We start from the raw sequence: 23,747 nt of genomic DNA, 5'->3' as shown, positions 1-23,747 counted from the left end.
GGGAAAGCTCGTGCAGGAAAAAGGCGCCGCGCATTACGAACGACGCCAGCGGTAAATCCGGCTCAGCCAGAGCAACAGCTGATACCACTGTTTAACGCCGCGCGCGTTGCGCAGCATCCGTCCCGGCGTTTTGCTGGCGAGCAGATCCGCTATCATCGCCTGCCGTGCTTCAGCATCAGGTTCACGCCGTAAAGCGTGGCAAACGGTCAGCGCCTCTTTGGTTACCTGACGATAAATTGCCGGACCAATTTTAACTTTATCGCGATAGCGCAGGTTGATCTCATCCAGCATCCGGGCGATTTTCAGATAATGACGCTGATACTCGACGTTAGCCATACCGCTGCGCTTGCGGTTGCTGATTGACTGGTCGTGCACGTAGTACCGATAAAAAACCTTATCGGTGTAGCGTACGCGACGGGCGTTCAGCATGAGTTCGGTCGTCCACGGGATATCCTGATGGTGCAGGCCGGGTTCAAACTGTAGGTGCAGCTGGTCGATTAGCGAACGGCGATAGATACCCAGCCACACGACGTGCAGATAGCGGTTGGACGCCAGCGCCTTGTTCAGCCATTCTGCGCCGCTCAGCACCGGCGTAGCCTGTAGACGGTCGGCAGGAATAAGCGTTTTTGCCCGGCCCGATCCCCAAAAAACGCGCTCGGCGTTACACTGCGCCACGTCCAGATCGTCCTGTTCCGCCATGGCGATCAGCGTGCTGTACATCTCTGGCGAAAGCGTATCGTCGGCGTCGGGGAAAGTGACATATTTGCCGCGCGCTATCGCCAGCCCGGCGTTGCGGGCGCGGGAAACGCCGCCGTTAGCCTGGTCGATCACGGTGATATGGTCATATTCGCTGGCGTAGCGGTGCGCCAGCTGCGCCGAAGCATCCGTCGAGCCGTCATTGACGATGATGATTTCCAGCGAGGCCAGCGTTTGCGCCAGCATTGAGTCGATAAAAGCCTGAAAGCTGGTTCCGGCGTTGTACATCGGGACGATCGCGCTCAGCAAAGGCGCTGAGGAGGTATCTTGCGGTTTCATGCTCAGGATGACGTCTTCTTTTCTTGTAATGGCCGCTTGCGCGCGCAGATAAAATCATAAATATCGTCGAGCTTGCGATTATCCAGCTCGTAAAGCTGCTCGACGGGATGATTAAACTTATACAGGGCGTGAAAAACAAACGACGACGGCGCGATATGATTCGGCCCGATTAACAGCACGTCGCCCAGCGGACGCTGCTCTTCAACGCAGCAAGGCCCGTAGATCAGGATCACTGGCACATTTTGCGAGTCAGCGATGTAGATGTTGCCCGAGTCGGAGGCGATGTAAAAATCCATCTGGCTGATGGCGTAGGGCAGGCCTTCCAGCGAAACCTTACCGATCATGTTAACGATGTTATCGCTTTCACCCACCACTTTATTGAGCTCGTGCAGGCGAGTAAGTTCATTTGGCGCGCCAAAAACATAAAACAGGCAGGGCAGCCCGCTCAGCCTGTCGAACAGGGCTTTCCAGATCGTCGGCGGAATGGTTTTCGCCTGGTTGCCGGCCGAAATACTGATGCCGATTTTAATCTTGTCCGTTCTGAACACTTCTTCCGGCGTAGTGTCCGGCTTCAGCAGCGGCAGCGTGGCGTGCTTGGGATAGCTTTCTTTGGTCAGCGAACGATCGGCCAGCCTGAGGTAGTTTTCCAGGGTTAGCGAATACTTATCGTGTTCCACGGTGCCGGTCGCGGTCAGATAAAAGATCCCCTGATACCATTTGCGGCGGTACATCGACAGAAACTGCTTGTTGCTCGCGTTACAGCAGGCGGCATAAAACAGATTGGTATTATTGGGATGCAGCAGATAGACGTTTTCATAGCGATTCATCAGCTTCAGGGCCAGCTTCAGCTTGCTGTACGTGCTGCTTTTATGCTCTTCAATATAAAAAATGTCCGCCAGCGTGCTGTCGTGCTCCGCCAGCGGTGCAACGGTACGGCTCAGCAGCGCGTCGCTCTTTTCAAGATGCGCCAGCAGGGGGGTGATATTGACAAAATCGCCGATTTTCGCCGTCTGGATCACCAGATTACGGGCCTCTTTTTTATGGCTGAGTTTCATCAACAGCTTAAAAGGCAGTAAAAGTAAAAACAGCAACACATAATTCACGCTCTGTTCTCCCTGAGCGAAAAGTGCCGGTATTCAGCTGCCACAGATGACGTTTGTAACGTTTTCACCGTGCTCTGATAGCCGTTTTCGGTTATGAGCGTATTCATACTGAAACCTTAAAAGATAAAAATGCGCGTCCGGCCAGGCCAGGGAGCGCGCCAGAATAATGTCTGACCCTCTCAGACATCTCCGATCCGCAAACGTTGCGTGGGCCTAAGAAGCGATCAGCGCAAGATACTGTTTGCAGATTGCTTCGATGCTGTAAGCCTCCAAATCAAGCTGTGAAACATCAGGCGGGTTTGACCAGACGTCCGCGATAGTGTCCGCCAGCGACTCCACATCCAGGTTCGCCAGGCCGCGAGCCAGTTCGCCGGTCATGATCGACACGGGGCCGCCGGGACAGCGCGTACTGACTACGGGCACCTGGCAAATCAGCGCTTCTACCAGCACGTTGCCGAAGCCTTCGCTGTCCGAGCTGACCACCAGCAGCTTCGCGTTGCGGATCCAGGGATAGGGGTTGCTGGTAAAACCTTTAAAAATTACCCGATCCTGAATGCCCAGCGTTAGCGCCAGTTTCTTAATTTTTCCTACTGCTTCATCCGTGCCCTGGCCGATTAAAACCAGCGGCGCGCTTATCCCCGTTTTGGCATAGGCGCGCAGCAGCCTGTCGTGGCGCTTGGTCTGGTGAAAGCGGCCGACGTGGATCAGATAGGGTTCGCCCGCCATCTCGCAGGGCTGCATAGCCGCGGTACGAACGGTATCAAAATCGAAAGGGTTGAAAATGATCCGCTCGTGCTTTGGCTGTATCGCAAAGGAGCGTTTCAAATCGCTGACCACGTACTGAGAGACGCCGATGATATTCCGGTTTTGATATACGCGGCGCGTTTTCAGTTTCTTCTGCCACAGGGAAAAGCCCTGCCGGTGGGCCAGATAAGAGGCGGAAAAGACGCCGTGCAGGCAAAACCAGGTCTTGTCCTTGTCGAGATGGCGACAGCGGCTGACGATACGGTCGGTTTTGTGCAGGTGCGATACCACCAGGTCGAAACGGCCCTGCTCTTTTTCGGCCTGCATTATCGCCCGATCCAGGCAGGCTGCGCGCCGGCTCAGCTCCGTAAGTTTCCGCCAGGGCATATGGCAGGTATCCTGAATGACCTGATAATCCAGCCCGGCAGGAATGGCGTAATCGCAGACGGCACGCAGCGAAAACAGCGAAACCCGATGACCGCGCTCTATCAGCCCTTTGGAAAGCGTCAGCACAACTTTCTCCGCGCCCCCGCCGGGCAGACCATCAATGATCATTAATACGCGCTTGGACAATTTTGTACCCTTAGCAGAGAAAATCATGCGGTGCCGACCGATTCCAGGCCACTAACCGCACGAAAAAAAGCATTTTTTTATCTAGTCGGGCAAGTCCCTTGCCGTAGCCCGGTAAAGCTGTCCTGCCGATCCTGTCAGGCTGAGCCAGTTTTATCTGTTTATCTTAGAAAAATAAAAAAGATAGCGCCATAGCCAATCGCTTTCGCGCCGTTGCGCTGCAATTACTGTTGCGTCCCGTCATGCCGCTGTTACCATACCGGCAGAGTTAACACGAGGTTAACGCGGAGCGCCGCATCGACATGAAAAAACCTGCTTTCTTACTCACCATCGATACGGAAGGTGATAATCTCTGGCGTAATCGCTCTGGTCAGGTGACCACCGAAAATGCCGCCTGGCTTGCCCGCTTTCAGCAGCTTTGCGAGAAATATACCTTTAAACCGACCTGGTTGACGAACTATGAAATGGCCGTCGATCCGGTTTATATCGATTTTGCCCGCGATGTTATCGCTCGCGGCCAGGGCGAAGTAGGCATGCATCTGCACGCCTGGAACAGCCCGCCAGCCTATGAATTAACCGACAACGACTGGCAGCATCAGCCCTATCTGATTGAATACCCTCGTGAAGAGATACGCAAAAAAGTCGCTTTTATGACTGAGCTGCTGGAAGAGACGTTTAACGTCAAAATGCTCAGCCACCGTGCGGGACGCTGGGCGTTCAACGAGTATTACGCTCAGCTGCTGGTCGAACACGGCTACCGGGTTGACTGCTCGGTGACGCCGGGCGTTAACTGGCGGTTTTCCCCGGGCGCGCCGCAGGGCAACGGCGGCACGGACTATACGCACTTTCCCCGCTCGGCTTACCATCCCGATAGCGCAGATATTTCTCGTCCCGGCAATTCACCGCTGCTGGAAGTGCCGATGACCATCCGTTATAAGCACTCCGGGCTGATGAATGCGGTTAAACAGGGCTACGATCGCCTGCGCGGCAAGCGCCGCAGCCCTTCCGTTTACTGGCTGCGCCCGACTGGCGGCAACGCGCAGCAGATGATCGACCTGGCGGAAAAAACGCTGGCGGAAGGCGCTGACTACGTAGAGTTTATGCTGCACTCCAGCGAGTTTATGCCCGATGGCAGCCCGACCTTTAAAACGGCGGCCGATATTGACCGGCTCTATGACGATCTGGCGCAGCTGTTCAGCTGGCTGCAAAGCCGCACTCATGGCATGACGCTGGCGGAGTATGCCGCCGCGAAAGCCGGCACCTGAACAGAAACGGGGCCGTTAAAGGCCCCGTTTTCTCACCGTCAGCATTTTCCTTTTATAACTCGTCCTGATTTTGCCGTTCAGCAAAAAACGCCCCAGGCCGACCTGCGCGATCCGCGCTCTCACTTTGTCGCCCTGCGAGGTTCCTCGCAGATCGGCATGGTAGCGATTGGCGATATCCAGCCAGTGGCAGGTGATCAAATGCTCATAGCGCGGCGGTAAAACCTCGTCCATATGCGCCGTTGCGGCGATCAGGCAGGCAATTTTGTCGGCATCAATAGCGGACGACAGGCTCTGCTCATGCTTGCGGTAGAGATAAAAACCGGCGGAGGTAAACAGCGTTTTTTTGCTCTGCATCAGCAGCTGCGGAAACAGCCAGCTATCTTCGTAGCAGATAAAGTCCGGAAAGGCGTGCTGCTGAATAAGCTCGCGGGAGAAAAACTGGCCGATAAAATGCGCCTGATAATCACGATGGATCAGGAAGCGCTCTACGGCATCATGCGTGGTCAGCTCCTCAGGCTCGGCAGGCTGCCACTGCACCGTGGGCGAGGCGTGCCGCACTTCGATAATTTTACTGAGCAGAATATCCGGCGAGGTCTGGCGCAGCGTCGTCAGCCGGTGCGCCAGCGCGTCGGGCAGCAGCATATCGTCGCCGTCCACCATTAAGACATAATCGCCGCGCGCCAGGCCTACCGCGTGGTTACGCACTTTGCCAACGTTGCGATAGTCGGTATGGCTGCTGCGAAGCTGCGGCAGCCGCGCCGCGTAGCGCTCAATAATGCTCTGCGTCGCATCCGTGGAAGCGTCGTTAACCACGACTATCTCTGCGCGATCGATTGCCGCGCCCAGCGAAGCGACGACGCTTTCCAGCGTATCGGCCAGCGTCTCGCCGCAGTTATGGGCGGCAATCAGTACGCTCAGCGCAGGGCTGTTCATGACTTTTCTTCCGGCGAGGAACCCAGCAGCGGCATCAGCTGCGCCATCACGTTTTCGGCAGAAATATCCGCCATGCGATTGCCCTGTGCGGGTTTCAGTACAAACTGGTTTTTGCCATAGCCGCCGATCAGGCCGGGATCGGTGGGGCCGTACAGCGTGATATTAGGGCGATCCAGCGCCGCCGTTAAATGGCTAAGCCCCGTATCTACCGACACTACCGCGGCGGCGCCCGCTAACGTGCGCGCCACCTGCTCCAGCGTAAGTTTGGGCAGCACTTCCACATAGTCGAAGCCAGCCGCCAGCCGCTGCGCGCGCTGGTGCTCATGTTCCGCGCCCCACGGCAATTTGATCCGCAGGCCGCTGCCGTTCAGCAGCGTAATCAGCTCACGCCACTGCGCTTCCGGCCAGTGCTTTTCATCGCGCGTGGTGGCGTGCAGGAAGACCAGATAGCGGCCGTCATCCGGCGAAGGCTCACGCATAAAATGTTGCGCGATAGCGTAATCGCCAGGCGTCTCCGGCAGCGGATAATTCAGGCTTTTGGCAAACAGCTCGCGCGTGCGCTGCACGGCATGCTGCTGCTTATTGATTTCATGGCGTTGGTCATACCACCAGCTGGCGAAAGGTTCGCGCGCGCTGCGGCTGTCCTGACCATGCTTGACGCCTTTAGCGATGCGCGTCACCAGCGCGGCGCTTTTGATCAGGCCCTGCGCGTCAATCACCATGTCATACTGGCGCGACTGTACTTCGCGCTTGAACAGAAAGCGTTCTTCGCGCACTTCGCTGCCGAACCAGTGCTTGCGCCAGCGGCGGATTGCCACGGGGATAACCCGATCAACCGCCGGATGCCAGGAGGGGATTTGTGCGAAACCTTCTTCTACAACCCAGTCGAAACGGATGCCGGGGATAGCCCGCATGGCGTCGGTGAGGGCGGGCAGCGTGTGCAGGACATCGCCCATTGAGGAGGTTTTTACAATCAGGACGTGCATACAGCCTCCAGAGGCTGACCCAGCAGCGCCGACAGCTCTTCCGCCACGCGCTGCGGCTTAATATCTATCAGGCTCTGGTGATAGCCTTCTTCCGCATCGCCTTTACGGACCTTGTGATAGCCGGTGATCAGCCGGATAACGCGCGCTTTATGCGACAGCGGCGGCGTAAAGTCCGGGCTGCTTGGGCCGTAAAGCGCAACGAGCGGGCGATCCAGCGCGGCGGCGATATGCATCAGGCCGGAGTCGTTGCTGACCACGGCCTGGCAGTGCGCCAGCAGAATGACCGCCTGCTCCAGTTTGGTTTCGCCAGCCAGATTATGGCAGTGCTGGCGCGAGCTTTCTTCCAGGCTTTGCAGGATTTGCTCGCCGGTCTCTTTATCTTTAGCCGAGCCAAACAGCGCGATCTGATAGCCGCTGTCGATCAGCTGCTGCGCCAGCGCGGCATAGTGATAGTGCGGCCAGCGCTTGGCCGGCCCGAATTCCGCGCCGGGACAGAAGCCGATAAGCGGCCGTTCCGCGCTCAGCCTGAAGGCGGCGGCGGTTTCCTGCTTTTCCTGCTCGTTGACGAGCAGCTTCGGCCAGAGCAGCGGCTGCGGCAGATCGCTGGCGCTCGCGATCTGCGCTTTGTCGTAAGCCAGCGCGACGTAGCGCTCAACCATCAACGGAAACGCGGCTTTATCCAGCACGCGGATATCGTTCAGCAGGCCGTAGCGCATCTCGCCGCGCCAGCCTGTACGGGTCTGGATATCGGCAAAGAAAGGCACCAGCGCGGATTTAAAGGAGTTGGGCAGGACGTAAGCGCGATCGTAACCCTTATCGCGCAGCGAGCGGCCCAGACGGCGGCGCTCGCCCAGCGCCAACGCGCCGTGGCCCAGCGGCATCGCCAGCGCCTCGTTGACTTCCGGCATCCGCGACAGCAGCGGACGGCACCACGCGGGGGCCATCACGTCAATTGTGGCTTCAGGCCAGCGCTGTTTCAGCGTGCGATAAAGGCTTTGCGACATCATCATATCGCCGACCCAGGATGGCCCGATCACCAAAATTTTCATTGCCGGATCCGTCCCGTTACGCGTTGCGATTCAGCCAGGCCATATACTCGGCCACGCCTTCTGCCACGGTTTTAAACGGCTTATCGTAGCCCGCCGCGCGCAGTTTGGTCAGGTCCGCCAGCGTATAGGCCTGGTAACGTCCTTTCAGTTTTTCCGGGAAAGGAATGTATTCGATCTGGCCTTTCTGATGGAAATTCAGCGCGGCGTCGGCCACTTCCTGGAAAGATTCGGCACGGCCGGTTCCGCAGTTAAAAATGCCGGAAACGCCGTTTTCCCAGAACCACAGATTGACGGCGGCGACGTCTTCCACATAGATAAAGTCGCGCTTAAAGTTATCGCTGCCTTCAAACAGTTTTGGATTTTCGCCGTTGTTCAGCTGGGTGTTCAGATGGAAAGCCACGCTCGCCATGCTGCCTTTATGCCCTTCGCGCGGGCCATACACGTTGAAGTAGCGGAAGCCGCAAATCTGCGACTGCGCTTCCGGCAGGATCTCACGTACATAGTGGTCAAACAGCATTTTGGAATAGCCGTAGACGTTCAGCGGCTGCTCATACTGACGCTCTTCGATAAAGTTATCGTTGCGGCCGCCGTAAGTCGCGGCGGAAGAGGCGTACAGGAAAGGGATCTGACGCTCAAGACAGTAGTGCAGCAGCTCTTTGGAGTACTGATAGTTGTTATCCATCATGTATTTGCCGTCCCACTCGGTGGTGGAAGAGCAGGCGCCTTCGTGGAAAACTGCCTCGACGTCGCCAAAGTCTTCATCGGCCAGAATGGCGATCAGGAAATCTTCTTTATCCATATAATCGGCAATATTCAGATCCGCCAGGTTGGCGAATTTGGTGCCGTCTTTCAGGTTGTCGACCACCAGAATATCGGTGTGGCCTTTGTCATTCAGCGCTTTGATGATGTTACTACCGATAAATCCCGCGCCGCCAGTGACGATAATCATGAGTTTTAACCTTTAAGAATGTGGGTGAAACACAAAGTTCACGCGCTAATGCCTGATATCATAACATCTCAGCCCGCCTCAAACAGCCGGATGACTCCGTAAGAGAAGGTAAATTCCGGCCGGAGGCGGCAAACTACTTCAGCTTTTCCGCGTCGGTCAGATAGCGTACTTTGCGGGTATAATCCTGGCCCTTGAACGTCAGCGGCGTATCAGGGGATTGCAAATATTTTTGCCATTCGTCCAGCGGGAACCCGCCGTGCGCGCCCACTACTTCTTTAGGAATGGCTGCTGTAGTGCCACCGATTTTTTTAGAAACCGGCCAGTTTACCCAGTCACCTAAATTAACCGTTTTGAAATCCAGCAGATCCAGAAGCGCGGCCAGCGGCAGCTGATCGGTCGGCGGCTGCGAATCATCCAGAATTTCCCAGGTATCTTTAAACATCGCCAGCCACAACGGACAGAGGCGTTTCCAGGTCGACCGGGTAGCAACGAGAAAGGCGCTGTTGGCATGATCCTGCAAAAAAGGTCGGATGGTGTGCCGATAGTACGCCGGGCGTTTTTCTTCCGGCGCGCTCATCAGCTTGGCGGCCATTTTCCCCTGACGGAAGCTGGAATAGAGATGGTTGTCCCGCACGTTGATTTCCGGCATTTTCAGTAAATTGAGATCGGAATCGATCATCAAAATGCCGTCCGTCTCGGCATACAAAGGCGCTTGTATTTTGATCAGGCGACTGCGGTAAATTTGCTTATAACGATAGCTCTCTTCCCGCACGGGCACATCCAGCGTCACCACGCGCGTTTTCTCCGGCAGCTGGCCGAAAGCTTCGACAGGCTGGTCGCTGACGATGACGATTTCCTGTGCCGCAGGCGCGAAGCGCGAGGCGAACAGCGTGCTCAGCCTGGCCTCTTCAACAAAATCCGCGCCCGTACAAGGAATAACAACAGAGGTCACCGGAACAGCGCCCTGAACTTCTGGCTGTTGATACGAAATATTATGCCGTGCGCGAATATGCCGAAATCGGGGGTTCAAAAATTCAAACATGCGATGAGTTTCCATAAGCCGCAGTTTTCAAAATGGTTTCCACGCCAGAGACGTAGTGCTCAATGGCATAGTGTTCTTTGACGTGCTGGTTTGCCTGGCGCAGAAGCTGCTGGCGCTTTTCAGCATCAAGCCACAGCGTTTCCATCTGTTTGAACAGGCCCTGCGTATCGCCATAATCAAACAGCAGGCCGGTTTTGTTATGCTCAATAAGCTCCGCCGTGCCGGTGACTTTTGAACCGATTACAGCGGTGTTGAGCAGCATCGCTTCCAACACCACGCGCGGCAGGCCTTCGCTTTTCGACGCCAGAATAAAAACGTCGAAAGCAGCCAGATAATCCAGCGGGTTGCTGCGAAAACCGGTAAAAATCACGCGATCCTGAATCCCGGCCTGCGCCGCCTGCTGCTGCAGTGCCGCCAGCTCCGGCCCTTCGCCCAATATCACCATGCGCCAGTCGGCTTTGGGAAAAGCAGCGGCAAACTTCGCCAACGCCTGCAAGGTATGGTGATTGGATTTTCTGGCAATCAGCGAGCCGATACTGCCGAAAACAAAGGTATCGTCGGTTACGTCCGGCAGCTGCCGGCGCATGGCGGCCCGTTCCGGTAACGGTTGATAAATATCGATGGCGTTAAAAACGGTAAGGCATTTTTCCGCCGCTACGCCGTTGGCCAGCAACACTTCGCGTACGCCGTTGGAGACGGCGATAACCGCATCGGCGCGCCGGTTGACCATCGCAACCAGCTCGCGATCCAGCACCGGCTCAATACGGCAGTGCTGCACCACGCTGACGGGCAGATCGCGGGCAGCCAGATAGCCTTCGGCGTTGGAGCCGGGCTGATTATTCATATACAACATATCGCTCTGTTGCTGAATAAGCAGCTGGCGAATAGCGAGGGCGTTGGGCCGGATGCGCCATAGCTTATCGACAAAACGTGTGGCTTTCAGCCGCAGGCCGCGATGGAAAAACACCAGCGAACGCAGCAGCTCTTTAAGCAGCTTCGCCCAGCGCGGCTGTTTGCGCTGGGCAATAAAGGTAACGGGGATAGCCAGCGAAGCCAGCACCTGCTCAATGGAATCCCCGCTGCCGCGCCGGTAGTTATGGTAAAAGCAGCAGCGGATATCGAACTGGCTGCGATCGATACGCTTCAGCAGCTCCAGCATACTGTTGGTGCCGCCGCCCCATTCATTGCCGGTATCCAGTAACAGAATTTTTTTACGCTGTGGCGCCATCATGCCGCTTCCAGACTCGTTTAGCCGACGTGATGCGGCATGAAGATTAATCGTTGTCCAGTTCCAGCCTCAGGCCGGAAAAGTAAGTATTGATATAGCGGACGCCCGCGCTGTCGGCGAGGCTTTCCGTTATGGCGTTCAGCGCGCGGCTGGCCGGCACAAATTCAGGCTTGCCCGGGCAGGCTTTCACGCCCTTGAACGGATTACGCGGCGGCGTCGGTTTCGCGACGGTCGGCGGCGCCTGACGGCCTGCGTTTTGTGGCTCGTTCAGCAGCTGACCCGGACTGACCAGCGTGATATCGGCTGGCAGCGTCGGCAGCATCTGTTGCAGTACTTTCACCGTAGTCGGGTGTGGGTGCCCAATAGCAATCGCGGAGCCGTCGCGCTGGGCCAGATGCACCGCGCGCAAAAACTGTTTGCGAATATCGGCTTCGTTTTGCGTATCGTCCAGAAAGACGCGGCGCTTAATCACTTTAACGCTGGTGCCCGCTGCGGCACGGGTCGACTGACTGTTGCCGATGGTCATGCTGTCGAGAAAATAAAAGTTGTAGTGGTTCAGCACCTGCATCACTTTCTGCATGCCCGGCAGGCTGGAAGTCATCGCGCTGCCCATATGGTTGTTCAGCCCCACGGCGTAGGGAACTTTAGCCACGGCCTCCCGGATAATCCGCTCTACCTCTTCGCTGGACATGTCCGGGCGCAGCGTGTTTTTTTCCAGCGGCTGTTTGCTGAGCGGCGCCATCGGCAGATGGATCAGCACCTCATGTCCCCGCTGGTGGGCTTTCGTTGCCATTTCATGAGCATGGGTAGCGTCCGGCAATACCGCCACGGAAATGGCTGCTGGCATTTGTAATACCTGGTTTTCCTGCGCCGGACGATAGCCAAAATCGTCAATGACGATAGCGAGTTTACCCGCGTGCGCCGAACAGGCCATCAGCAGACCCGTCAGCGCGCCGCTGAATTTATAAAGATAAGACAAAAGTTATTTTCCCAACCACGGAAGTGGATTAACGGCCTGTCCCTGGCGGCGGATTTCAAAATAGAGCGAAGGCGTGCCGCGCCCGCCGCTGGTGCCGACCAGCGCAATCGGCTGGCCTGCCCTGACCTGAGCGCCCACGCTGACCAGCGCGCTCTGATTGTAGCCGTACAGGCTCATATCGCCTTTGCCATGTTCCACCACCACCACCAGACCATAGCCCTGTAGCCAGTCCGCCATCAGCACGCGACCGTCGGCAACGGCTTTGACTTCCCGGCCTTCCGGCGCGTCGATCACCAGTCCTTTCCAGCGCAGTTCACCCTGCAACTGCTCGCCGAAACGGTGCTCAAGGGTGCCGCGCACTGGCCACAGCAGCTGGCCGCCGGGCCTGCCCAGACCGCCGGTTCTCGCCATCAGCGAGCGCTCGCCCTCGGTGGGTTTATAGGTGGTGCCTTTGCTTTTCGCCTGCGCCTCGCGTTCGCGCACGCGCTGCGCTTCTTTGGCCTCTTTTTCGGCTCTGGCGCGGGCTTCCCGCTCCGCTTTGGCGATCTTATCGCGCAGGCGGCTCTCGTTCGCCCGCATCTCTTCCAGCTGCGCCTGGTCTTTCTCCAGCGAGGATTCCAGCGTGGTCAGCGTTTTCTGGCGCGCCGCACGAGCGCTTTCCAGCTTCTGCTGCTGGACTTCCTGCTGCGAAAGCATCGCTTTCTGCTTCGCCTGCTTGTCGACCAGCGAGGTTTTCTGGGAAGAGAGATCGCTGCGCGTTTTTTTCAGATCGTCGATCGATTTCTGGCGCGCATCGTTCAGGTAGCCGAAGTAGGCCAGGATACGTTCGCTACGCTGGCTCTCTTCGCTGCTCAGCAGCAGCTGTAAACCGTTGTGCTGGCCCTGGCGAAAGGCGGCGTCCAGCTGCTCGGCCAGCATTTTTTCCTGCTTCGCCTGCTGGGTTTGCAGTTTGCCGATCGAGGCGGTAAGCGCCGCGATCTCGCCATTGAGCGCGCCAAGCGTACGCTGGGTTTCACGCAGCTGTCGGCTGGCCTGGGCAATGATTTTTTCCTGGCTTTGCAGCTGGTCGAGCAGCTTGCTGCGCTGCTGTTTTTGCTGCTGAACGCTTTTTTCTTTGGCGGCGATATCGGCACGCAGGCTGGAGAGCGCGGATTTCGTGTCGTCTGCGTGGCCGATAGCGGGCAGCAGAAGCAGGCCAGCGCAAAACAGGCTGGCTGACAGCGTGAACATGCCCGATCGTAACGGGGGTGCAGAGGCCAATCCGTTAGCTGGGGTTCGTTGATATGAAACTGTCGCTTTTTCCCTCATAGGAGGAGGATTATTCCACGATGAACAGCGCCTTACCAGCCTCGCCGGCGGGTTTTGCGTTTCCATCGGTGACAAAGCGAGGCGGCTGACCGGAAAGCGCAGACGCAAAGAGGGTCGCTGCGCAATTAATCGCCAGTCAGGATTGCTGCGTTAACCTTCGGATCGAACGTTTATGACATAAGCCAATTTTTTTGGGAAATTTGCCGCAGAAAAAGCAACTCTGACGGCATCGCGTCTGTACATGAAACGCCTGGCAGGTATACTCAGAAGCCTTGTTTTCGCTTATTAACCCTTTCGGGAGTTGTTACCCCTCATGCAAGATATTATGCAGTTCGCAGGCAATCATACCCTTCTTAGTCTGGCATGGGTCGTCCTGCTGGTTTTGGTGATCGTGACCACTGTTAAGGGCATGTTCTCCAAGGTAAAAACCATCAGTCGCGGCGAAGCAACGCGTCTGATTAACAAAGAAGAAGCCGTGGTAGTGGACGTGCGCGGGCGCGATGACTTCCGTAAAGGCCATATTTCTAACGCGATCAACGTGCTGGCTGCCGATATCAAAAAGGGCAGCTTTGGCGAACTGGAAAAACACAAAACCAAGCCGGTTATCGTGGTGTGCGCTAACGGCGTTTCTGCAGCCGATCCTGCTGCGCAGCTGAACGCCGCCGGTTTTGAACAGGTTTTCATTCTGAAAGACGGCGTGGCTGGCTGGAGCGGTGAAAACCTTCCGCTGGTGCGTGGCAAATAATTTCTGGAGACGAAGGTATGGCAAACGTTGAGATCTACACCAAAGCAACCTGTCCTTTCTGTCATCGCGCCAAAGCGCTGCTGGCTCAGAAAGGCGTAGCGTTCCAGGAAATCGCTATCGACGGCGACGCTGAGAAGCGCGAAGAGATGATCAAACGCAGCGGCCGTACCACCGTTCCGCAGATTTTCATCGATGCACAGCATATTGGCGGCTGTGACGACCTCTATGCCCTCGAGGGCCGCCAGGGCCTCGACCCGCTGCTGCAGTAACGCGGGCAAGTGGCGCAATAACGGATTATTAACCCATAGGATTTTAAAATGTCAGAACAAAATAACACCGAGATGTCTTTCCAGATCCAGCGTATCTATACTAAAGACGTCTCTTTTGAAGCACCAAATGCGCCGCAGGTTTTCCAGAAAGAGTGGGAACCAGAAGTGAAACTGGATCTGGATACGGCATCCACTCTGCTGGCTGATGACGTATACGAAGTGGTTCTGCGCGTAACCGTGACCGCCACCGTGGGCGAAGATACGGCTTTCCTGTGCGAAGTGCAGCAGGCGGGCATCTTCTCCGTGGCCGGCATTGACGGCAACCAGATGGCGCATTGCCTGGGCGCATACTGCCCGAACATCCTGTTCCCTTATGCGCGCGAATGCATTACCAGCCTGGTTTCCCGTGGGACCTTCCCGCAGCTTAACCTGGCGCCGGTTAACTTTGACGCGCTGTTTATGAACTATCTGCAGCAGCAGTCAGGTGAAGGCGCCGCTCCGCAACAGGATGCATAATGCCTGCCTCAATGAGTGTACTCGGTGCCGGCTCGTACGGCACCGCCCTGGCTATCACGCTGGCCCGTAACGGACACGACGTGGTGATGTGGGGCCATAACCCACAGCATCTGGCGCAGCTCCAGGCTGACCGCTGCAATGCGGCTTTTCTGCCCGATGTTCCTTTTCCCGATTCGCTGAGCCTTGAGAGCGACCTGGCGACGGCTATTGCCGCCAGCCGCGATCTGCTGGTGGTTGTGCCCAGCCATGTGTTCGGCGATCTGTTACAACAAATTAAACCGCACCTGCGCAGCGACTCCCGCATTGTCTGGGCCACCAAAGGGCTTGAAAAAGAGACCGGGCGGCTGCTGCAGGACGTGGCGCGCGAAATCCTGGGTGACGATCTGCCGCTGGCGATTGTGTCCGGCCCGACCTTTGCCAAAGAGCTGGCGGCGGGCATGCCGACGGCGATCGCGCTGGCCGCGACGGATGCCGAATTTGCCGACGATTTACAGCAGCTGCTCCACTGCGGCAAAAGCTTTCGCGTTTATAACAACCCAGATTTCACCGGCGTGCAGCTTGGCGGCGCGGTAAAAAACGTTATCGCCATCGGCGCGGGTATTTCTGACGGTATCGGCTTTGGCGCCAACGCCAGAACGGCGCTGATTACCCGGGGCCTGGCGGAGATGACCCGGCTGGGCGTAGCGCTGGGGGCCGATCCCGCCACCTTTATGGGCATGGCGGGACTGGGCGATCTGGTGCTGACCTGTACCGATAATCAGTCGCGCAACCGCCGCTTCGGCATGATGCTGGGGCAGGGAATGGACGTGACGGCGGCGCAAAATACTATCGGGCAGGTAGTGGAAGGATTCCGAAATACCAAAGAGGTGAGGGCGCTGGCCGCACGCTACGGCGTGGAGATGCCGATAACCGAGCAAATTTATCAGGTATTGTATTGCGAAAAGAACGCGCGGGAGGCAGCATTAAGCCTGCTTGGGCGTACACGGAAAGACGAAAACAGCATCAGCTGAGACAGGGAAGCGCCGCAGTATTCTGTTATTTGATGGGGAGTAGAGTAATGCCGTGTGTAGAGCCCGGGGTGGTCTGGGATTATATCAAAGAGGAAGCGCGGGCGCTGGCGGAAGGCGAGCCGATGCTGGCCAGTTTTTACCACGCTACCTTGTTAAAGCACGATGATCTGGGGAGCGCGCTGAGCTATATGCTGGCTAACAAGCTGGCTAACCCAATCATGCCCGCTATCGCCATCCGCGAGATTGTCCAGGAGGCCTATAAGCAGGACGCCTCTATGATCCAGTCGGCCGCCTGCGACATTCAGGCCGTACGCCAGCGCGATCCCGCCATCGATAAATACTCTACGCCCCTGCTCTACCTGAAAGGGTTTCATGCTCTACAGGCTTACCGTATCGGCCACTGGCTGTGGAATGAAGGCCGCCGTGCGCTGGCCATCTATCTGCAAAACGAAATCTCTGTCTCTTTTGCCGTAGATATTCATCCGGCCGCGAAGATCGGGCGCGGCATCATGCTCGACCACGCCACAGGCATTGTCGTGGGCGAAACCGCCGTGATTGAAGATGATGTTTCTATCCTGCAATCGGTGACGCTGGGCGGGACGGGCAAGACCAGCGGCGACCGTCATCCTAAAATCCGCGAAGGCGTGATGATTGGCGCAGGCGCGAAAGTGCTGGGCAATATTGAAGTGGGACGCGGTGCCAAAATCGGCGCCGGTTCCGTGGTGCTACAGCCCGTGCCGCCGCATACCACGGCGGCCGGCGTACCGGCGCGCATCGTCGGCAAACCCAGTAGCGACAAACCGTCAATGGAGATGGATCAGCACTTCAACGGTATGGTGCCGGGCTTTGAGTTCGGCGACGGTATTTAGCTTTTAATCAGCGCGCCCGCATAGTCCAGCTGGCGCCACGCTTCATAAACCACCACGGAAACCGCATTCGACAGGTTCATGCTGCGGCTGTCCGGCTGCATTGGAATACGAATTTTCTGCGCCGCAGGCAGCGCGTCCAGGATCTCTTTGGGCAGGCCGCGCGTTTCCGGGCCGAATAGCAAATAATCCCCTTTCTGATAGCTTACGGCGCTGTGCGCGGGCGTGCCCTTGGTGGTCAACGCAAACAGGCGCTGCGGCTGTTCGGCTGCCAGAAAAGCCGCATAGTCGGCGTGACGCTGGATGGCGGTGAATTCATGGTAATCCAGACCAGCCCGGCGCAGACGCTTATCATCCCAGGTAAAACCCAGCGGCTCAATCAGATGCAGGCGAAAGCCTGTATTGGCACACAGACGAATAATATTGCCCGTGTTTGGGGGGATTTCAGGTTCAAAAAGTACGATATTCAGCATCAGCAGCGGCCCTCGTTCACAAGGGCCGCAGCATAGCAAATTCAGCTGTTGCTGGTATAGAGCGGCAGCCAGAGCGTCAGTCGCAGTCCGCCAAGCGGGCTGTCATCTGCTTTCACCCAGCCGCGATGTTGCTGAATGGCGGTTTCCACAATCGCCAGCCCCAGGCCGGTGCCGCCAGATTCACGGTCGCGCGCCTCGTCGGTACGGTAAAACGGCCGGAAAATCTGCTCGCGATCTTCCGCGCTGACGCCCGGGCCATCATCATCCACATGGATGGTAATACCCTGTTTATCCACGGAAAAGCTGACTACGATACGGCTATGAGAATAGCGCAGCGCGTTACGAACGATATTTTCCAGCGCACTATCCAGCGCGCTCGGGTTGCCGTAAAGCGGCCACGGCCCTGGCGGATAGGGGACTTCCAGCGTTTTGCCCATCTGCTCCGCTTCAAACCGGGCGTCGTCCAGCACGCCTGACCAGAGATGATTGGCCTTCATGGCTTCGCTGACCAGCGCGTTCTTATGCTGGGTGCGCGACAGCACCAGCAGATCGTTGATCATGCCGTCCAGCCTTTGCGCCTCCATCTCAATGCGCTGTAGCTCTTTACCTTCACCCTGGCGACGACGCATCAGCGCGGTAGCCAGCTGTAATCGCGTCAGCGGCGTGCGCAGCTCGTGCGAGATATCGGACAACAGGCGCTGCTGCGCGGTCATCATTCGCTCCAGCGCGCTCACCATCTGGTTGAAGCTGGAACCGGCGGCGAGAAACTCCTGCGGGCCAGATTCGAGCTCAGGGCGTTGCCGCAGATTGCCGGCGGCCACGTCATCGGCCGCGTGTTTCAGTTTGCGCGCCGGTTTCGCCAGGCTCCACGCCAGCCAGAGCAGCAGCGGCGAGCTGATCAGCATGGTGACTATCAGCAGCAGCAGCGGGCGGTCAAACAGCAGGTTGATAAAATCCAGCTGCGAACTGCCGGCAGGCCTGATCAGATAGAGCTGATAGCTGTCTTCGCCATCGCGCACGGAAAACGGCCCGAGCATCTCTGTGCGGCCATATTTCTTTTTCTGCGGATGATCGGCGTTATCGGACTGGCCGATAAAGTTACGGATAACCTGCATTTCGTTATGCTGTGCGCCGATGACGCGGCCTTCGCTCGTCACCAGCAGCAGGCGCTGACCCGGCGGTGCCCACTTGTCGATGGCGCGAAACAGCCTGCGCCACCACATTAAATCGTTGGGCGGATCCTGCATCAGCTCCGCCTCGACGTGTTGTTCTATCATGGTGCCCTGCCGCTGCTCATTATCAAGCAGCGGCGTCATCTGACGGGTATCCAGTTTGGGCACCATCAGCACCAGCATCAGCACCAGCGCCAGGGTCAGCCAAAAAATGGCAAAGATGCGGGTAGTCAGGCTCGATATCATGTAGCGGAGACCATCAGATAGCCCCGACCGCGCAGCGTTTTAAACCAGGGATGTCCATCCTTGCGGTCCGGCAGCTTGCGGCGCAGATTGGAAATATGCATATCGATGGCGCGGTCAAACGGCGTTAAGCGTTTGCCTAACACTTCCTGGCTCAGGTGTTCGCGAGAGACGACCTGGCCCAGATGCTGCGCGAGCAGATAGAGCAGCGTAAACTCGGTACCGGTTAAATCCAGCGTGACGTCGTCAAAGCTGGCCTCCTGACGCCCCGGATTCAGGCGCAGATGGTCAACCTCCAGCGTTGGGGAACCGCTGTCGTGCTGTTGCTGCTGTTCACTCCAGTTGGAGCGGCGTAAAATTGCGCGTATGCGGGCCACCAGTTCGCGATCGTTGAAGGGCTTAGGCAGATAGTCATCCGCACCCAGTTCCAGCCCCAGAACGCGATCCAGCTCGCTACCGCGCGCGGTCAGCATGATAACCGGCGTTTGATGCTGCTGACGCAGCTCTTTCAGGGTATCAATACCGTTCTTTTTGGGCATCATAACGTCGAGAAGTAACAGATCGACAGAACTATCCAACAGGGCCAGTGCCTGTTCGCCGTCGCCGGCTACCAGTACGTCGAACCCTTCCATTTCAAGCAATTCTTTCAATAGCGAAGTCAATTCGCGATCGTCGTCAACCAACAGGATTTTATTCATTTTTTATCGCCCTCCACAGGCAAAATACCGTGAACGAATGCCCGCAATCCATGACTTTACGTAGTTTTACACCCCCTGACGCATGTTTGCAGCTGCCCCCGTAGACTGATTTTCGTTGAATCGAAATATGGAAACCAACCTGGGAGTTAACGATGCGCAAAGTTACCGCCGTCGTTGTGGTTCCGGCGCTGATACTCAGCTTCTCCGCCGCATGGGCTACAGATGTGACGACGTTTGACGAGATGCATCGGGGTAGCGCAGTGCCAGGCAGTATGGCGCAAGTTCCGCAAAACCACATGTTTGATGGCATCGATCTTACCGAACAGCAGCGCCAGCAGTTACGGGATCTGATGCAGCAGGCTCGTCATGAGCGTTCTCCCATAAGTATTAACGATTTAGAACAGCTTCACGCAATGATTATTGCAGATAAATTTGATGAGGCGGCCTATAAAGCCCGCGTCGACAAAATTGCTCAGGCTGAAGTAGCACGGCAGGTAGAGATGGCGCGAGTGCGCTACCAGATGTATCACCTGCTGACGCCGACGCAGCAAGCCGTTCTGAATCAGAAGCATCAGCAGCGCATAAACGAAATGCGCCGCCTGACGGAAGCGCAGCACGTTACACCGCTGCAGGCTGTAAGTAGCACAGGCAGTAACCAGTAGCAGAATATCCCTTTTTTCCTTGCCATAGACACCATCCCTGTCTTCCCCCACATGATGTGGGGGTTTTTTTTATCAGGCTTTTCACACCTCCCGCCTCTGATGATTTCTCAAAAAACCTTCATTACAGCCGCTTGTCTTCCGATCACGTGAAAGGATAACCCCAATAACTCCATATAGAGTTACTGGTCGAGCTGGGGCAGGACATTCCTGCCGTGGCCACTGTAGGCACGCTGGCTAAAAACCCTGACTTCGCGGGCTATACGTGGGCGCTGGTGGAGGTGGATATACTTCGTTTGCTGGGCGGCGCTGAAAAAATTAACGTTACCTTGCCTAAGTCTCTTATTGACCGGATCGATCGTTTCGTTGCCAGGCACCCGGCGTTTAAAAGCCGCTCGGGCTTTCTGGCTCAGGCAGCGTTAGAGCGTATTAGCGCATCACAATAGACGCTGTTAAACAGCATCCGGAAAAGGTTTTTTAATGAGACCAGGATGCGTTTTTTTAATATAAATATCTTTATCAATGAGTTAATTTTGACTGGTTAATGCCACCCCTGTCTTTCCCCTCATGATAACGGGGCTTTTTTTGCCCGAAATCCGGTATACTTAAGCCACTGTCCTGAACGGAGTGCGATATGGCACAGCATTATGCGCGCCTGGTTAACTCTGCCGCTCTGGCGGCTACGGCTCTGGCTTCTCTGTTACTTCTGGTGAAGATTTTCGCCTGGTGGTATACCGGCTCGGTCAGCCTGCTGGCGGCGCTGGTGGATTCTCTGGTGGATATTGCTGCCTCGCTGACTAACCTCTTTGTGGTGCGCTACTCTCTGCAACCTGCCGATGAGGAACATACCTTCGGACACGGCAAGGCCGAATCGCTGGCCGCGCTCGCGCAAAGCATGTTTATCTCCGGCTCCGCGCTTTTCCTCTTCCTGACGGGATTACAACATCTGTCGACGCCTGCCGGGATGCGTGCGCCGTTGGTTGGGGTTATCGTCACGCTTATTGCGCTCTTTTCTACGCTACTTCTGGTCGCTTTTCAGCGCTGGGTGGTGCGCAAAACCCACAGTCTCGCCATTCGCGCCGATATGCTTCACTATCAATCTGACGTTATTATGAACGGCGCCATCCTGATAGCGCTGGGATTGAGCTGGTATGGCTTTAAACGCGCCGATGCGCTGTTTGCGTTGGGTATCGGCGTCTGGATCCTCTATAACGCGCTGCGGATGGGGTACGAAGCAGTACAGCTGCTGTTGGACAGGGCGCTGCCGGAGTCAGAGAAGGCAGAAATTGCGACCATTGCCGGCCAGTGGCCCGGTGTGGAAGGCGTACACGATATCCGCACGCGTCTTTCCGGCCCGACGCGTTTTATTCAGCTGCATCTGGAACTAAAAGACCATCTGACGCTGTTTCAGGCGCACCTGATTGCGGAAGAAGTTGAACGAGCGTTGCTGAAAGCTTTTCCCGGTTCTGATATTACTATTCACCAGGATCCCTGCTCGGTAGTACCTGAAAAGGAGCTGAATGGGCTATGATTTTCAGAGAGTTAAAAGAGTTACCCGAAAATTGCCTGAAAGAGTTATTTTGCGATGGAAAAATAGCAGAATGATCTCTGACCTGAATCAATTCAGCTAAAAGGCTTTGATATACTATTGCCAACATTAGTCGATCGCTCGCGTACGCCGATCCCCCAAGGCGTTCAGAATTTAAAATTTGCATTAACAAGTTCAGAGGTTGTCATGATCAAAAAAATCGGTGTACTGACAAGCGGCGGTGACGCGCCTGGCATGAATGCAGCTATTCGGGGTGTCGTTCGTGCGGCGCTGAGTGAAAATCTTGAAGTTTTTGGTATTTATGACGGCTACCTGGGATTATATGAAGACCGCATGGTAAATCTGGATCGCTACAGCGTTTCCGATATGATCAACCGCGGCGGTACTTTCCTGGGGTCAGCGCGTTTCCCGGAGTTCCGCGAAGAGTCCGTTCGTGCCGTGGCCATTGAGAATATGAAAAAGCGCGGGATTGATGCGCTGGTGGTCATTGGCGGCGACGGCTCCTATATGGGCGCCAAAAGGCTGACGGAGATGGGCTTTCCCTGCATCGGCCTGCCGGGCACCATCGATAACGACGTGGCCGGTACGGATTACACTATCGGCTACTTTACCGCGCTGGAAACGGTGGTAGAGGCCATTGACCGCCTGCGTGATACCTCTTCTTCCCATCAGCGTATCTCTATTGTCGAAGTGATGGGCCGCTACTGCGGCGATCTGACGCTGGCGGCAGCGATCGCGGGCGGCTGCGAATTTATCGTCCTGCCGGAAATTCCGTTTACTCGCGAAGAGCTGGTGCAGGAAATCAAAGCGGGCATCGCTAAAGGTAAAAAGCACGCGATTGTGGCGATTACCGAGCACATTTGCGATATCGACGAGCTGGCGAAATATATCGAATCCGAAACCAAACGCGAAACCCGCTCGACGGTGCTGGGCCACATTCAGCGCGGCGGCGCGCCGGTAGCCTATGACCGCATTCTGGCTTCACGGATGGGCGCCTACTCTATCGAGCTGCTGCTTCAGGGCTACGGCGGCCGCTGCGTCGGTATTCAGAATGAGAAGATGGTGCATCACGATATTATTGACGCCATTGAGAATATGAAGCGTCCATTTAAAGGCGACTGGCTGGATACGGCTAAACGTCTTTATTAAATCGTAATGACTTTTCAGGCGCTGCCCGTCAGCGCCTTTATTATGCAAAGTGATATTCCATTCAGTTATTACAGCTATCTTTTAATTCTTTAAGTCAGCAGTCACTTTGTGTCACGCTCTCTGCCAGAAAAAACCTTTGGGAGCGCGCATAATGAAAAAGTGGAGCATCGGATTAACCCTGCTGCTGGCTTCAACCAGTGTTCTGGCAAAAGATATCCAGCTGTTAAACGTCTCTTACGATCCTACCCGTGAGCTTTACGAGCAGTACAACAAAGCTTTCAGCGCGCACTATAAGCAGGAAACAGGCGATAACGTGGTGATCCGTCAGTCGCATGGCGGCTCCGGCAAGCAGGCGACCTCCGTGATTAACGGCATTCGCGCCGATGTGGTGACGCTGGCGCTGGCTTCCGACGTGGACGCTATTGCCGAGCGCGGACGCATCGACAAAAACTGGATCAAGCGTTTGCCGGAAAACTCCGCCCCTTATACTTCCACCATTGTGTTCCTGGTCCGCAAGGGCAACCCAAAACAGCTCCACGACTGGCAGGATTTGACGAAGCCTGGCGTTTCCGTGATCACGCCAAACCCAAAAACCTCTGGCGGCGCGCGCTGGAACTATCTGGCTGCCTGGGGCTGGGCGCTGGACAAAAACAACGGCGACAACGACAAGGCGCTGGCCTATATCAAGGCGCTGTTTAAAAACGTTGAAGTACAGGATTCCGGCGCACGCGGCGCAACCAATACTTTTGTTGAACGCGGCATCGGCGACGTGCTGATCGCGTGGGAAAACGAAGCTTACCTGGCCGTCAACAAGCTTGGTAAAGACCAGTTTGAGATTGTGACGCCGAGCGAGTCGATTCTGGCCGAGCCGACGGTATCCGTTGTGGATAAAGTGGTCGACGAGCGCGATACCCGTAAAGTGGCCGATGCCTACCTGAAATACCTTTATTCGCCGGAAGGTCAGGATATCGCGGCGCAGAACTATTATCGTCCGCGCGATCCGGCAGTGGCGAAAAAATATGCCGACAAATTCGCGCCGGTGAAGCTGTTTACCATCGACGATCCTAAGTTCGGCGGCTGGGCCAAAGCGCAGAAAACGCATTTTGCGGATGGCGGCACCTACGACAAAGCCATGCAGCGTTAATATCTTCAGAATGCTCACAGAGGGTGAGTTTGTCATCAGTCAGAAGCCAGTCATCCGACTGGC

The 23,747-nt window shown here is 56.3% G+C and carries 24 protein-coding genes and 1 pseudogene; 11 read left to right on the top strand and 14 right to left on the bottom strand.

Going from position 1 to position 23,747, the window contains the following annotated elements; translation table 11 throughout:
* Window positions 1–33: 33 nt before the first annotated feature.
* From AB3U87_RS17820 to AB3U87_RS17810, 3 genes are all read right to left on the bottom strand, one after another.
* The gene (locus tag AB3U87_RS17820) at window positions 34–1,035 is read right to left on the bottom strand and encodes a glycosyltransferase (RefSeq protein WP_301289642.1); all 1,002 of its coding nucleotides are present in this window, start codon (window positions 1,033–1,035) and stop codon (window positions 34–36) included.
* 2 nt (window positions 1,036–1,037) lie between these two features.
* On the bottom strand, window positions 1,038–2,138 hold the full coding sequence (locus AB3U87_RS17815) for a glycosyltransferase family 9 protein (RefSeq protein WP_301252463.1): 1,101 nt from the start codon (window positions 2,136–2,138) through the stop codon (window positions 1,038–1,040).
* A gap of 213 nt (window positions 2,139–2,351) precedes the next feature.
* Window positions 2,352–3,437 (bottom strand): glycosyltransferase, encoded by a 1,086-nt coding sequence (locus AB3U87_RS17810; RefSeq protein ID WP_394149985.1) that lies wholly within the window; start codon window positions 3,435–3,437, stop codon window positions 2,352–2,354.
* Window positions 3,438–3,754: 317 nt separating this feature from the next.
* On the opposite strand from AB3U87_RS17810, the gene AB3U87_RS17805 reads away from it, so the two are divergent.
* Complete coding sequence (locus AB3U87_RS17805) at window positions 3,755–4,717, top strand: polysaccharide deacetylase family protein (protein WP_394149944.1); 963 nt, start codon at window positions 3,755–3,757, stop codon at window positions 4,715–4,717.
* Window positions 4,718–4,732: 15 nt separating this feature from the next.
* Here AB3U87_RS17805 and AB3U87_RS17800 read toward each other — a convergent pair whose 3' ends face one another.
* The 8 genes from AB3U87_RS17800 to envC form a co-directional block, all read right to left on the bottom strand.
* On the bottom strand, window positions 4,733–5,650 hold the full coding sequence (locus tag AB3U87_RS17800) for a glycosyltransferase family 2 protein (RefSeq protein WP_370734991.1): 918 nt from the start codon (window positions 5,648–5,650) through the stop codon (window positions 4,733–4,735).
* Window positions 5,647–6,636, bottom strand: coding sequence for a lipopolysaccharide heptosyltransferase RfaC (rfaC, locus tag AB3U87_RS17795; RefSeq protein WP_253457018.1), 990 nt, complete (start codon window positions 6,634–6,636; stop codon window positions 5,647–5,649). Before rfaC ends, AB3U87_RS17800 begins: the two co-directional genes overlap by 4 nt.
* Window positions 6,624–7,685, bottom strand: a complete 1,062-nt coding sequence (gene rfaF, locus AB3U87_RS17790) for an ADP-heptose--LPS heptosyltransferase RfaF (RefSeq protein WP_253457021.1) — start codon at window positions 7,683–7,685, stop codon at window positions 6,624–6,626. The genes rfaC and rfaF overlap by 13 nt, the downstream gene beginning before the upstream one ends.
* 16 nt (window positions 7,686–7,701) lie before the next feature.
* Window positions 7,702–8,634 carry an ADP-glyceromanno-heptose 6-epimerase gene (rfaD, locus tag AB3U87_RS17785; protein ID WP_125290606.1) on the bottom strand — a complete coding sequence of 311 codons (933 nt, stop codon included), beginning with the start codon at window positions 8,632–8,634 and terminating at the stop codon, window positions 7,702–7,704.
* A 133-nt stretch (window positions 8,635–8,767) separates the two neighbouring features.
* Window positions 8,768–9,676: a hypothetical protein gene (locus AB3U87_RS17780; RefSeq protein ID WP_394149940.1), complete on the bottom strand. Its 909-nt coding sequence runs from the start codon at window positions 9,674–9,676 to the stop codon at window positions 8,768–8,770.
* The gene (locus AB3U87_RS17775; RefSeq protein ID WP_253461184.1) at window positions 9,669–10,904 is read right to left on the bottom strand and encodes a glycosyltransferase; all 1,236 of its coding nucleotides are present in this window, start codon (window positions 10,902–10,904) and stop codon (window positions 9,669–9,671) included. Before AB3U87_RS17775 ends, AB3U87_RS17780 begins: the two co-directional genes overlap by 8 nt.
* 46 nt (window positions 10,905–10,950) lie before the next feature.
* The gene (locus tag AB3U87_RS17770) at window positions 10,951–11,838 is read right to left on the bottom strand and encodes a divergent polysaccharide deacetylase family protein (RefSeq protein WP_394149983.1); all 888 of its coding nucleotides are present in this window, start codon (window positions 11,836–11,838) and stop codon (window positions 10,951–10,953) included.
* A 48-nt stretch (window positions 11,839–11,886) separates the two neighbouring features.
* Entirely contained in the window at window positions 11,887–13,191 is a 1,305-nt protein-coding gene (gene envC, locus AB3U87_RS17765; RefSeq protein WP_253457027.1) for a murein hydrolase activator EnvC, read from the bottom strand.
* 313 nt (window positions 13,192–13,504) lie between these two features.
* On the opposite strand from envC, the gene AB3U87_RS17760 reads away from it, so the two are divergent.
* From AB3U87_RS17760 to cysE, 5 genes are read left to right on the top strand one after another with little or no spacing between them, the layout of a single operon-like run.
* A complete protein-coding gene (locus tag AB3U87_RS17760; RefSeq protein WP_253457030.1) occupies window positions 13,505–13,936 on the top strand; it encodes a rhodanese-like domain-containing protein in 432 nt (143 codons plus the stop codon).
* Between the two features lie 17 nt (window positions 13,937–13,953).
* Window positions 13,954–14,205 (top strand): glutaredoxin 3, encoded by a 252-nt coding sequence (grxC, locus tag AB3U87_RS17755; protein WP_125290603.1) that lies wholly within the window; start codon window positions 13,954–13,956, stop codon window positions 14,203–14,205.
* Between the two features lie 48 nt (window positions 14,206–14,253).
* On the top strand, window positions 14,254–14,721 hold the full coding sequence (secB, locus tag AB3U87_RS17750) for a protein-export chaperone SecB (RefSeq protein WP_125290602.1): 468 nt from the start codon (window positions 14,254–14,256) through the stop codon (window positions 14,719–14,721).
* Complete coding sequence (gene gpsA / locus AB3U87_RS17745; RefSeq protein WP_394149937.1) at window positions 14,721–15,731, top strand: NAD(P)H-dependent glycerol-3-phosphate dehydrogenase; 1,011 nt, start codon at window positions 14,721–14,723, stop codon at window positions 15,729–15,731. Before secB ends, gpsA begins: the two co-directional genes overlap by 1 nt.
* A 47-nt stretch (window positions 15,732–15,778) precedes the next feature.
* Complete coding sequence (cysE, locus tag AB3U87_RS17740) at window positions 15,779–16,600, top strand: serine O-acetyltransferase (RefSeq protein ID WP_253457035.1); 822 nt, start codon at window positions 15,779–15,781, stop codon at window positions 16,598–16,600.
* Here the strand turns inward: cysE and trmL are convergent.
* Genes trmL through cpxR form a run of 3 tightly spaced genes read right to left on the bottom strand, consistent with a single transcriptional unit; the run spans window position 16,597 to window position 19,183 of the window.
* Window positions 16,597–17,070 (bottom strand): tRNA (uridine(34)/cytosine(34)/5-carboxymethylaminomethyluridine(34)-2'-O)-methyltransferase TrmL, encoded by a 474-nt coding sequence (gene trmL, locus AB3U87_RS17735; RefSeq protein ID WP_125290599.1) that lies wholly within the window; start codon window positions 17,068–17,070, stop codon window positions 16,597–16,599. The two genes, cysE and trmL, sit on opposite strands and share 4 nt — an antisense overlap.
* A 41-nt stretch (window positions 17,071–17,111) precedes the next feature.
* Window positions 17,112–18,488: an envelope stress sensor histidine kinase CpxA gene (gene cpxA / locus AB3U87_RS17730; protein WP_125290598.1), complete on the bottom strand. Its 1,377-nt coding sequence runs from the start codon at window positions 18,486–18,488 to the stop codon at window positions 17,112–17,114.
* The gene (gene cpxR, locus AB3U87_RS17725) at window positions 18,485–19,183 is read right to left on the bottom strand and encodes an envelope stress response regulator transcription factor CpxR (protein ID WP_125290597.1); all 699 of its coding nucleotides are present in this window, start codon (window positions 19,181–19,183) and stop codon (window positions 18,485–18,487) included. Before cpxR ends, cpxA begins: the two co-directional genes overlap by 4 nt.
* Before the next feature lie 152 nt (window positions 19,184–19,335).
* On the opposite strand from cpxR, the gene cpxP reads away from it, so the two are divergent.
* The 5 genes and pseudogenes from cpxP to AB3U87_RS17700 all read left to right on the top strand — a co-directional run bounded on the left by cpxP (window position 19,336) and on the right by AB3U87_RS17700 (window position 23,684).
* On the top strand, window positions 19,336–19,845 hold the full coding sequence (gene cpxP / locus AB3U87_RS17720) for a cell-envelope stress modulator CpxP (RefSeq protein ID WP_253457037.1): 510 nt from the start codon (window positions 19,336–19,338) through the stop codon (window positions 19,843–19,845).
* 170 nt (window positions 19,846–20,015) lie between these two features.
* A pseudogene (locus tag AB3U87_RS17715) lies at window positions 20,016–20,288 on the top strand (type II toxin-antitoxin system HicB family antitoxin); the annotation flags it as partial.
* 188 nt (window positions 20,289–20,476) lie between these two features.
* Window positions 20,477–21,373 carry a CDF family cation-efflux transporter FieF gene (fieF, locus tag AB3U87_RS17710; RefSeq protein WP_253457039.1) on the top strand — a complete coding sequence of 299 codons (897 nt, stop codon included), beginning with the start codon at window positions 20,477–20,479 and terminating at the stop codon, window positions 21,371–21,373.
* 204 nt (window positions 21,374–21,577) lie between these two features.
* On the top strand, window positions 21,578–22,540 hold the full coding sequence (gene pfkA, locus AB3U87_RS17705) for a 6-phosphofructokinase (protein ID WP_125290594.1): 963 nt from the start codon (window positions 21,578–21,580) through the stop codon (window positions 22,538–22,540).
* A 151-nt stretch (window positions 22,541–22,691) separates the two neighbouring features.
* Window positions 22,692–23,684 carry a sulfate ABC transporter substrate-binding protein gene (locus tag AB3U87_RS17700; RefSeq protein WP_394149932.1) on the top strand — a complete coding sequence of 331 codons (993 nt, stop codon included), beginning with the start codon at window positions 22,692–22,694 and terminating at the stop codon, window positions 23,682–23,684.
* Window positions 23,685–23,747 lie beyond the last annotated feature (63 nt).

The sequence above is a fragment of the Erwinia plantamica genome, from assembly GCF_043420595.1.
Lineage (GTDB): Bacteria > Pseudomonadota > Gammaproteobacteria > Enterobacterales > Enterobacteriaceae > Erwinia > Erwinia aeris.
Note: the sequence above shows the minus strand (reverse complement) of the source record. Positions and strands in the feature narration are given on the sequence as shown.